Origin of the sequence: Actinomadura formosensis NBRC 14204 (assembly GCF_001552155.1) — a bacterium.
GTDB lineage: Bacteria > Actinomycetota > Actinomycetes > Streptosporangiales > Streptosporangiaceae > Spirillospora > Spirillospora formosensis.
In genome coordinates this window covers 1-8651 of the sequence record NZ_BCQQ01000185.1, presented here as the reverse complement: position 1 = coordinate 8651, position 8651 = coordinate 1, and the positions used below count along the sequence as shown (strand labels likewise).

Below are 8651 nucleotides of genomic sequence, written 5' to 3'. Positions count from 1 at the left end.
GTGGGAGCCCGGCGCGTACGGGGCGAGCATGAAGGTGACGCCCGCCACCGGCGGGTGAGCACGAACTCCGAGCCGAGGGAGGCACCCATGAGCACACCGGAGCGGCGTGAGACGCGCGGCATCTTCCCGGACCTGCTCGACTGGTTCGAGTCGCCGTTCAACCTGTGGCGGTCCGGCGCCGGCGAGACGATGCGGGTGGAGGACTACATCGACGAGGGCGACCACGTGATCCGCGCCGAGCTGCCCGGCATCGACCCGGACAAGGACGTCGAGATCACCGTCACCGCGGGTGTCCTTCGCATCCACGCCGAACGCCACGAGGAGAAGAAGGAGGGGCACCGGTCGGAGTTCCGCTACGGCTCCTTCACCCGGTCCTTCACCCTCCCCGCCGACGTCGAGATCGACGACATCAAGGCGTCCTACGACAAGGGCATCCTCACCGTCCGCGTGCCGATGCCCAAGGCCGTCAAGGCCGAGGCCAAGCGCATCGCCATCGAGAAGTGACCCGTCAACCGGAAGAGGGCACCGGCATCGAGCGATCGATCCGGTGCCCTCGCTCTCGCACGGGGTCTCTCTCACACCGGGAATCGAGATGAGGACGATGAGGCATTCCCCCGGTCCGGTCCGGATCCTCGTCGGGGTGGACGGGTCCCCGGCGTCGCTGAGCGCGCTGCGCTGGGCCGCCGGCGAGGCGAAGCAGCGGCACGCCGAGATCGTGGCGGTCCGGTCGTGGCGGTGCCTGCGCGACCGGACGGCGCCCTACGCGATGGCGGCCCACCGGCCGTGCCACGACCGGGAACGGGAGCGGACACGGCACGCGCTCGCCGCCGACGTCCGGGCGGTTCTCGGCGCCGAGCCTCCGGTGCGCGTCCATCAGGAACTCGCGTACGGCGACCCGGTGCGCACCCTCCTCCACCTCGCCGCGAAGGCGGATCTCCTCGTCCTCGGCGACGCACCGGCGGCCGACGGCGGACCGATCAGGATGGCGTGCCGGCGGATGTCACCGTGCCCGGTCGTGCTCGTCCCGCCCGGCCCGGTCGCCGCTCAGGACGCCGACGCGCCGGCCGCGGGAACGACGGCGACCGGGCAGTGCGCGTGGTGAACGAGCGCGTGGGTCACCGCGCGGGCGCGCGGCACGGCCAGGCCCTCGCGGGGATGTGATCCCGCGATCACCAGGTCGACGTCGCGGGACGCGGCGACGAGCGCGGCGGCGGGATTGTCCTGGACGATGTCCTCCAGGACCTCCACACCGGGGAACCGCTTGCGCATCGGCGCGTGCGCCTCGATCACCCGCCACCGGGCGCGTTCCTCGACGCGCTTCAGGTCGGCGGCTGCTCCGGGCTTGTCCAGCGCCTCCGGAAACGGCCAGGCGTGCACGACGCGCAGCCTGGCCTCCCGGACCTTGGCCGCCCGGAACGCGTACTCCAGCACCGCCGAGTCGTCGCCCAGGCCGATGCCCACGGCGATCTCCCGGTGCTCGGGCCCCGGCCCGCCGCGCACCACCACGACCGGGCAGGCGGCGTGCCGGACGGCACCGAGCCCGACCGACCCCAGCAGCAGCTCACCGAACCCGCCGAGCCCGCGGTGCCCGACCACCAGCTCGAACGCGCCCTCGGACCGGTCGGCCAGCGCCCGCACGGTGCGTTCGGACGCCAGTTCCACGCTCACCGGAACCTCCGGCCGCCGGGCGTGCGCGACACGCTCGGCGGCCGTCAGCACCTCGCTCCCCTCCCGCGACAGTGACGCCACCTCGCCGGGGGCGATGTTCAGCGGCACGTCGAACGCCCACTTCTCCACCGCGTGCACGATGCGCAGGTCGCGCCCGTAGCGGGCGGCCTCGTCGGCGGCCCAGGCCACGGCCCGCTCGGACGGCACGGAGCCGTCGGTGCCCACGATGATCGGATCGGACATGGTCATCTCCTCTTCCGCTCGCCCCGGGTCAGTGCTCGGCGGGCACGACGACCACCGGGCAGCGGGCGTGGTGCAGCGCGGCATGGTTGACCCGGCCCAGCGCCATGCCGATCAGGCCCGTCCGGCGGGGGGCGCCGACCACCACCAGCGCGGCGTTCTCCGACGCCTCGACCAACGCCTGGGACGCGGTCCGGTCCGAGACCAGCGGCTCGACCGCGACCTCGGGGAAGTGCTCCGGCCGGCCGGCGACCGCCTCCGCCAGCTCCATGTCCTCGATCACCCTGCGGCGCGGGGAGAACTCGCCGCCGACGGCGTGCAGCGCGACGATCGCCGCACCGCGTGAGGCCGCCTCCGCGAACGCCCAGCCGAGCACCGCCTCGTCCGTGGGCCCGCCCTCCACCCCGACGACGATCCGGGCGGGCGCGTCGCTCGGGTAGGGCGCCGACCGGGACACGACCAGCACCGGGCACCGGGCGTGCGCCGCGGTGTACAGGCCGACCGACCCGAACAGCAGGCCCTCGAAGCCGCCGAGCCCGCGCGAGCCGACCGCCACCAGCGCCGCGCCCTCGCCCGCCTCCACCAGCGCGTGCCCGGGATCGGTGCGCACCAGCCGCGTGGTGACGTCCAGGTCGGGGAACTGCTTCAGCACGTACTGCCGGGCCTCGCCGAGCAGATCCTCCCGCTCGGCGACCAGCCGGCGCAGCGCGTCCTCCGGGATCGTCCCGTCCGGGGCGAGTGCGCGCGAGCCGTGCACCAGCCGCAGCGGCAGCCGGTGCCGGACGGCGTAGTCGGCGGCCCAGTCCAGCGCCCGCCAGGCGTGTGCGGAGCCATCGATCCCCACGATGATCGGAGCCGGCATGGTCGCCCCTTCCCGAGCCTTTTCTCACGTCCACTGTCGACGCTAGGCCAGGGGCTACCCGCTGATCGGCGGTCTAAGGTCCCGGCGGCCGGGGACGAGGGTCACGACTTCGCCGCCGTGCCCTCGCGTCCCCGGACGGAATGGTCAGTGCCGCACCCGTTCGCGTTCTCCGGCCGGTGTCTCCGCCCGGGGGACCTGCGTGGCGTCCCGGCCCTGCACGCACAGCGCCCAGATCACGAAGACGTCCAGCGCGATGATCAGCAGCGACCACCACGGGTAGTAGGGGACGAAGAAGAAGTTCGCGATCGCGCTCAGCGTCGCCACGACGATCCCGAGGACGCGGGCCCAGAGCCGGGCGCCGAAGATGATGCCGAAGCCGGCCGCGGCGACGACGATGCCGACACCGAGATGGATCCAGCCCCATCTGGTCACGTCCAGCTCGTAGGCGTAGTTGGTGGTGACGACGTAGAACTTGTCCTCGATGATCGCCGCCAGCCCGGCCACGGCCTGGAAGACCCCGACCATGACCAGGAGGACCCCGGCGAAGAGACTGGCCCCGGCGGCCCAGCCGTTCGCCTCGGTCCTGGACGTCGTCCGCGTTCCGCTTGCCATATGACACCTCCCAGCACGAGTGCCACAGCGTCACCCCCGCCACCGGCGCGGCGCATCACCCGCCGGGGGTGACACGGCGGCCGGCGGCCGAATCACCTGCAACGGGTGATGCCCGGTGCCGCCGCCCGCGCCGACCGTTGACCAACGGCCCGGTCACCGGGCGTCACGACACCGACTGGAGGTTCGTCATGAACGAACTCGCCGCCACCAACTATCCCCTGCTCAACGTCTTCTGGACGATGCTGTGGTTCTTCCTGTGGGTGCTGTTCCTGATCATCCTCTTCAAGATCATCGGAGACATCTTCCGGGACGACGAGCTGAGCGGCGGGAGCAAGGCGGCATGGACGATCTTCGTCATCGTGCTGCCGTTCCTCGGCGCGCTGGTGTACCTGATCGCGCGGGGCAAGGGGATGGGCGAGCGCGACGTCCGCGCGGCCCGCAAGCACGAGGAGGAGTTCCGCGCCTACGTGCGCGAGGCCTCTGAACCCTCGAAGGGCAACGGCGTCAAAGAGCTGGCGACGCTCGCCGATCTGCGCAACCGCGGCGACATCAGCGAGGACGAGTACCAGCGCGCCAAGACCAAGATCCTCGCCTGAACCACCGTGACATGAACATAGATGTGCTGCCGCTCGCCATCACCATGCTGGTCGGGCCGCAGATCATCTCGGCGCTCGTCCTGGTGACGTCCGAGCGGGCGGTCCTGGTGTCCCTGGCGTTCCTCGGCGGAGTGCTGACCGCCACGACGGCCGGTCTCGTCATGACCCGGGCCGTGGCCGCCCTGATCGGCGCCGCGACGACGCCCGGCGGGCCGGACACGGGAAGCACGGCCACGAAGGTCATCGAAGCGGTGCTGGTGGCGCTGCTCATCGTCCTGGCGGTGAAGAACTATCTGGGACGCGATACCGCCGAGCCTCCGCGCTGGCTGTCCGGGCTGATGCAGGCGACCGCGCGGCACGCGTTCACGACGGGCTTCCTGGTCATCCTGCTGATGCCGTCCGACCTCGTCGTGCTGCTGACCGTGGGGATGAACCTGGAGCGGTCCGGTGCGGGCCTGGTGGCCGCGATACCGTTCATCGCGGCCACCCTTTTCATCGCGGCCCTGCCGCTGCTGGCGTTCCTCGTCTTCCACCGGCGAGCGGTGGACGCCATGCCCAGGCTGCGCGACTGGATGACCATGAACAGCTGGCTGGTCAACATCGTCGCCTGCCTGTTCTTCGTGGTGCTCATCCTCACCTGACGCGCCCGCCCGGCGCGGCGGGACCCGGCTCCCGGACGGGCTCGGCTCCCCCCATGTCGAGCCGGAACGGCGGGTAGCGGTCGGTCATGAGGAGGGCGTAGCCCGCCACCCGCAGCACCCACCGGTTCATCCCCATCACGAGGTCGAAGATCTCCCGCAGGTACCGCGTGGTGAACAGCAGCACGACGGCCGCGATGAACACCAGCAGGCCGATCAGGCCGGGGCCGTTCCAGCCGGCGTCCTCGCCGCCGAAGCCGCCGCCGACGAAGAAGGCGACCACCAGGTAGTGCGGGATGGCCAGCAGCCACCACTTCACCAGGACAAGCCCCCGCGACAGCTGCTCGGGATAGTCGATCGCGAGGCGGGCCGGGTAGTCGGGAACGTCCTGGAGCGTGAACGGCGGGTACCGGTCGGTGCCCAGCGCGGCGTACCCGTAGAACGCCACCCGCCATGCCCAGCGCAGCACCCCGACGTTGAACTCGAAGATCATCCGCGGGTAGCGGCCCGTGAACAGGATCGCGAAGAACGCGACCACGGTGAGCACCGTGAGCGCGATCCCGAGAAAGAACAGCACGACGTAGTGCGGGATCAGCAGCAGCCATTTCACCAGCCACAGCCACCGCGACAGCGGCTCGTCCAGCCGGCCCTCCATCCGGACCGGCATGTCCCGCTCGCTCATCTCGTCCTCCCCTGTCAGGTCGAGGACCCGGTGACCCGACGTCCCCGGACGTATCTCCTACGTCCACCGTCGTCGTCACCGGGGCCCCGCCTGTAGAGAGGGACGTCCGCTCTTCGGCAGGACGAAGGTCCGTGCCGCGCCGGGCCCGCCCCGCCGGGCGTCAGGCGAGCGTCAGGAACAGCTTCTCCAGTTGCAGGCGGTCGACCCGCGCCTGCTCGGTGCCGGCGTCCTCACCCATGATGCACTGCTCCAGCCCGGTAGCGATGATCTTGAATCCGGCCCGGTCCAGCGCCCGCGAGACGGCGGCCAGCTGGGTGATCAGGTCGGCGCACTCGCGCCCCTCCTCGATCATCTTGATGATGCCGCCGATCTGCCCCTGGGCGCGCCGCAGCCGTACCACGACATCGGCCAGGGACTCCTTGTCCAGCTCCATCCCGCTCTCCTTGTTCAGGCGCTCTGCCTGTGTTCTTCGGCGTTGCGCCGCGCCTCGTCCAGGTCCACCGACCGGGCGCTCTCGATCAGCTTCTCCAGCTCCTGCTCGCGCAGGGCGCCGGGCTGGGCGTACAGCACCACATTCTCGCGGATGATCACGAGTGTCGGAATCGAAGTGATACGGAAGGCTCCCGCCAGCTCCGGCTGAGCCTCGGTGTCGACCTTGCCGAACACGATGTCGTCGTGCCGCTCGGACACCCGCTCGTAGACCGGCGCGAAGAACCGGCACGGCCCGCACCAGCCGGCCCAGAAGTCGATCAGAAGCATGTCGCTGCCGTCGAGGACCTCGTTGAAGTTCTCGCGGGTCAGCTCGGTCGTCGCCATCGTCCCTCCATCCGGGTAGATACCCCTACGGGTATAGGAACATCCCCGGCCCCGGGTCCATTCCGGAGCGGGCGACCCGCTTCCAAAATACCCGCCGGGGTATACCGACGGCGGAGTCCGCGCCGAGGGAGGACCTGCGCTCGCGAACCTGACGGCCCGGCGCGGACACAGGGGAGCCGCGCCGTGCGCGGCATGGACCTCAGAGGTGGTGGCGGAGGAGAAGATCGGCGGGATACGGGTCCAGATAGGTCTGCTCCGCCAGGTAGGCGAGGTGTTCGCCTTCGGCGTGGTGGCGCAGCAGGGCGATCGGGACGCTGAGCGGCGCCTCTCCATGCTGGTAGGACTCGATCGCGGCCACGATGTCGTGGCGCCGGGTCGGGTCGAGGTGCTCGCTCAGCGGGCTGAAGACGTGCAGGAGCGCATTGGCGTGGCGGCCGCGCTTGGGACGGACGGCGAAGGCCGCGCCGAAGGCGCGGCGGTAGCCGGTCACCAGATCCTCGCGCGGCCGGGTGCCCGCCCGGGCGACGATCCGGCCCATCTCCCGGTTGGCCGCCGGGTCGTGGGCGAGGATCTGCAGCTTGTGACGGCTGTGGAAGGCGACCAGATCGCGCGGGCGCCAGGCCCCGGCGAGGAGTTCGCGGAGCCGGGCGTGGGCGAAGACGCGCTCGATGAAGTGCTCGCGCAGGACGGGGTCGCGGAGCCGGCCCTCCTCTTCGACGGGGAGGTGCGGCAGCGCGTCGGTGACGAGGGCGGCGAACACACCGCGGCCCCGGCGGTCCACCGGCTGGCCGTCGGTGCGCTCCCCGGGCCGGCCGGACGCGTAGCGCGGCAGGTTCAGCAGCCCGCAACTGGGCGAACGTGACTTGAACACGTACCCGTCGATGCCGGCCAGATCGGGGATCCGGTCGCCGGCGAGCGCGGTCATCGCGCCGGTGTGGTCCGCGGTCCGGTCCCTGGTGACGATCCGCCCGTCGCTGAGCAGGCGCAGGGTGGGACGGGGGGCGCCGAGGCCGATCTCCATCTCCGGGCAGACGGGCACCCAGTCGACGTGGTCCGCGAGGGGGCCGGTGAGGAACCGGTCGCGGCTGTGGCCGCCGTTGTAGCGGACCGGCTCACCCAGCAGGCAGCTGGACACCGCCAGCCGGGGACGCGGATGGGCCTCGGGGGCCGGGGCGGGCGGTGGCAGGGGAGGGGTCACAGCAGCTCCTTCATCCGGCGCAGCCCGCGGGTGGTGCGCGCCTTGACGGTGCCGAGCGGGATCGCCAGCCGGTCGGCGATCTCCCGCTGGGTCAGCTGCCCGAAGTGGGCCAGCACGATCGCCTGCCGCTGCGGGCCCGGAAGCCCGGCCAGCGCGGTGCGGACATCGCACGCGATGTCCACGGCGGGGGCGGCGTCGGGCACCCTGGCGGCGTCGGGGACCGCGGCGCCGTCGCTCAGCGGTGCCGCCCTGCGGGAGTGCCGCGCCTCGGCGCGCACCTGGTCGATGGCGCGTTTGCGGGCGATGGCGAGGACCCATGGCTCCAGACCGCGTTCCGGGTCGTAGCGCCGGCAGGAGCGCCACACCTCCAGGAAGACCAGCTGGACGACATCGTCCACGGCGTGTCCGGGTACCAGCCTCGCCACATGGCGGCGGACGAGGGGACCGAGTGCGGTGTAGCACTCGGCCAGTGCCGCCTCATCCCCTTGCGCGAGCCGCTGCTGCAGTGTCATGCACCCTCGATCCCCGCAAAAATCGCTTCAAAACTTGTTCATAGTTAAAAGCATGGGCGGGTGTCATCGCAAACAGCGCAAAGCGCAGGTGATACCGGTCAACGCAGGTGATGCCGGTCAGCGCCGGTGCGGGCCGGTCAGGACGAGCCGAGCGGGCAGGCCAGTGCGGCGACGGCTTCGGAAAGGCCCGCCGGCCGCGTGACCCGGGCCGGCAGCCGGTCGCGGTCCCAGCCGGGCCCGCCGGTCACCAGGCGGTGCGGCGGACGGGACGACGGCAGCGCCTCCAGCCACGCGGGGTCCCCGGTCTCGGCGGTCTGCGACCAGACGAAGACGGCGTGCGGCCCCGCCCTCCTGATCGCCGCGGCCAGCGCCCGCGGCGGCACCCGCGCCCCCAGCACGAGCGCGTCGACGCCGGCCTCGGCCAGCGCGGCGGCCAGCGCGTACACCGGCAGGCTGTGCTGCTCCTCCGGCGCGCAGGCGAGCAGCACCGGACGGACGTTCAGCGGCCGGGCCGGCGGCGGCATCTCCGCCAGGCACCCGAGCAGCACCGTGGACAGCAGATGCTCGACCTCCACGCAGTCGCCGGTCGCCGCGTGCTTGTGCCCGATCCCGGCCAGCACGGGAACGATCAGACCGTCCCACGCCCGCACGACCCCGTCCCGGCGCAGCGCGGTCCGCACGGTCTCGGTCATCGCGGCCCGGTCCAGCGCCATCGCCGCACGGGCCAGGCCCCGTACCGCCGCGGCCTGCCGCTCGTCCCGTCCGGGGCCCGTCCCGGTCAGCGGCACGCGGTTGCCGCCGGCGCCGTGCGCGCGGGGCGGCGGCGG

General features: G+C 72.1%; 13 protein-coding genes. 4 read left to right on the top strand and 9 right to left on the bottom strand.

The window, feature by feature from the left end:
• Window positions 1-87: 87 nt before the first annotated feature.
• Together AF1_RS30395 and AF1_RS30390 are read left to right on the top strand one after the other, a co-directional pair.
• Window positions 88-504, top strand: coding sequence for an Hsp20/alpha crystallin family protein (locus AF1_RS30395; RefSeq protein WP_067807179.1), 417 nt, complete (start codon window positions 88-90; stop codon window positions 502-504).
• A 97-nt stretch (window positions 505-601) separates the two neighbouring features.
• Window positions 602-1102, top strand: coding sequence for a universal stress protein (locus AF1_RS30390; protein WP_067807176.1), 501 nt, complete (start codon window positions 602-604; stop codon window positions 1100-1102).
• On the opposite strand, the gene AF1_RS30385 is transcribed toward AF1_RS30390, so the two are convergent.
• The 3 genes from AF1_RS30385 to AF1_RS30375 all read right to left on the bottom strand — a co-directional run bounded on the left by AF1_RS30385 (window position 1045) and on the right by AF1_RS30375 (window position 3382).
• Complete coding sequence (locus tag AF1_RS30385; RefSeq protein WP_207394239.1) at window positions 1045-1911, bottom strand: universal stress protein; 867 nt, start codon at window positions 1909-1911, stop codon at window positions 1045-1047. The two genes, AF1_RS30390 and AF1_RS30385, sit on opposite strands and share 58 nt — an antisense overlap.
• A gap of 28 nt (window positions 1912-1939) precedes the next feature.
• On the bottom strand, window positions 1940-2770 hold the full coding sequence (locus AF1_RS30380; RefSeq protein ID WP_067807169.1) for a universal stress protein: 831 nt from the start codon (window positions 2768-2770) through the stop codon (window positions 1940-1942).
• A gap of 144 nt (window positions 2771-2914) precedes the next feature.
• Window positions 2915-3382 (bottom strand): DUF7144 family membrane protein, encoded by a 468-nt coding sequence (locus tag AF1_RS30375; RefSeq protein ID WP_067807166.1) that lies wholly within the window; start codon window positions 3380-3382, stop codon window positions 2915-2917.
• A gap of 188 nt (window positions 3383-3570) precedes the next feature.
• Between AF1_RS30375 and AF1_RS30370 the strand changes: the two genes are divergently transcribed.
• Complete coding sequence (locus AF1_RS30370) at window positions 3571-3978, top strand: SHOCT domain-containing protein (RefSeq protein WP_067807181.1); 408 nt, start codon at window positions 3571-3573, stop codon at window positions 3976-3978.
• An 11-nt stretch (window positions 3979-3989) separates the two neighbouring features.
• Window positions 3990-4619, top strand: a complete 630-nt coding sequence (locus AF1_RS30365) for a GAP family protein (RefSeq protein WP_067807163.1) — start codon at window positions 3990-3992, stop codon at window positions 4617-4619.
• Here the strand turns inward: AF1_RS30365 and AF1_RS30360 are convergent.
• The 6 genes from AF1_RS30360 to AF1_RS30335 form a co-directional block, all read right to left on the bottom strand.
• A complete protein-coding gene (locus AF1_RS30360; protein WP_067807161.1) occupies window positions 4612-5298 on the bottom strand; it encodes a DUF4389 domain-containing protein in 687 nt (228 codons plus the stop codon). The two genes, AF1_RS30365 and AF1_RS30360, sit on opposite strands and share 8 nt — an antisense overlap.
• A 160-nt stretch (window positions 5299-5458) precedes the next feature.
• Window positions 5459-5731 (bottom strand): metal-sensitive transcriptional regulator, encoded by a 273-nt coding sequence (locus AF1_RS30355; protein ID WP_067807158.1) that lies wholly within the window; start codon window positions 5729-5731, stop codon window positions 5459-5461.
• Between the two features lie 14 nt (window positions 5732-5745).
• Window positions 5746-6114 (bottom strand): thioredoxin family protein, encoded by a 369-nt coding sequence (locus tag AF1_RS30350; RefSeq protein WP_067807153.1) that lies wholly within the window; start codon window positions 6112-6114, stop codon window positions 5746-5748.
• Window positions 6115-6313: 199 nt separating this feature from the next.
• Window positions 6314-7312 carry a YbgA family protein gene (locus AF1_RS30345; protein WP_067807150.1) on the bottom strand — a complete coding sequence of 333 codons (999 nt, stop codon included), beginning with the start codon at window positions 7310-7312 and terminating at the stop codon, window positions 6314-6316.
• On the bottom strand, window positions 7309-7824 hold the full coding sequence (locus AF1_RS30340) for an RNA polymerase sigma factor (RefSeq protein ID WP_067807147.1): 516 nt from the start codon (window positions 7822-7824) through the stop codon (window positions 7309-7311). Before AF1_RS30340 ends, AF1_RS30345 begins: the two co-directional genes overlap by 4 nt.
• Window positions 7825-7961: 137 nt before the next feature.
• A partial coding sequence (locus tag AF1_RS30335) for a cobalamin-dependent protein (protein WP_067807143.1) occupies window positions 7962-8651 on the bottom strand: 690 nt, incomplete at its 5' end.

Bases quoted from the DNA above. Each gene is read 5' to 3' on its own strand.
- AF1_RS30355 (WP_067807158.1), bottom strand. From the start codon at position 5,731: ATGGAGCTGGACAAGGAGTCCCTGGCCGATGTCGTGGTACGGCTGCGG.
- AF1_RS30380 (WP_067807169.1), bottom strand. From the start codon at position 2,770: ATGCCGGCTCCGATCATCGTGGGGATCGATGGCTCCGCACACGCCTGG.
- AF1_RS30395 (WP_067807179.1), top strand. From the start codon at position 88: ATGAGCACACCGGAGCGGCGTGAGACGCGCGGCATCTTCCCGGACCTG.
- AF1_RS30365 (WP_067807163.1), top strand. From the start codon at position 3,990: ATGAACATAGATGTGCTGCCGCTCGCCATCACCATGCTGGTCGGGCCG.
- AF1_RS30390 (WP_067807176.1), top strand. From the start codon at position 602: ATGAGGCATTCCCCCGGTCCGGTCCGGATCCTCGTCGGGGTGGACGGG.
- AF1_RS30385 (WP_207394239.1), bottom strand. From the start codon at position 1,911: ATGTCCGATCCGATCATCGTGGGCACCGACGGCTCCGTGCCGTCCGAG.
- AF1_RS30340 (WP_067807147.1), bottom strand. From the start codon at position 7,824: ATGACACTGCAGCAGCGGCTCGCGCAAGGGGATGAGGCGGCACTGGCC.
- AF1_RS30360 (WP_067807161.1), bottom strand. From the start codon at position 5,298: ATGAGCGAGCGGGACATGCCGGTCCGGATGGAGGGCCGGCTGGACGAG.
- AF1_RS30350 (WP_067807153.1), bottom strand. From the start codon at position 6,114: ATGGCGACGACCGAGCTGACCCGCGAGAACTTCAACGAGGTCCTCGAC.
- AF1_RS30375 (WP_067807166.1), bottom strand. From the start codon at position 3,382: ATGGCAAGCGGAACGCGGACGACGTCCAGGACCGAGGCGAACGGCTGG.
- AF1_RS30370 (WP_067807181.1), top strand. From the start codon at position 3,571: ATGAACGAACTCGCCGCCACCAACTATCCCCTGCTCAACGTCTTCTGG.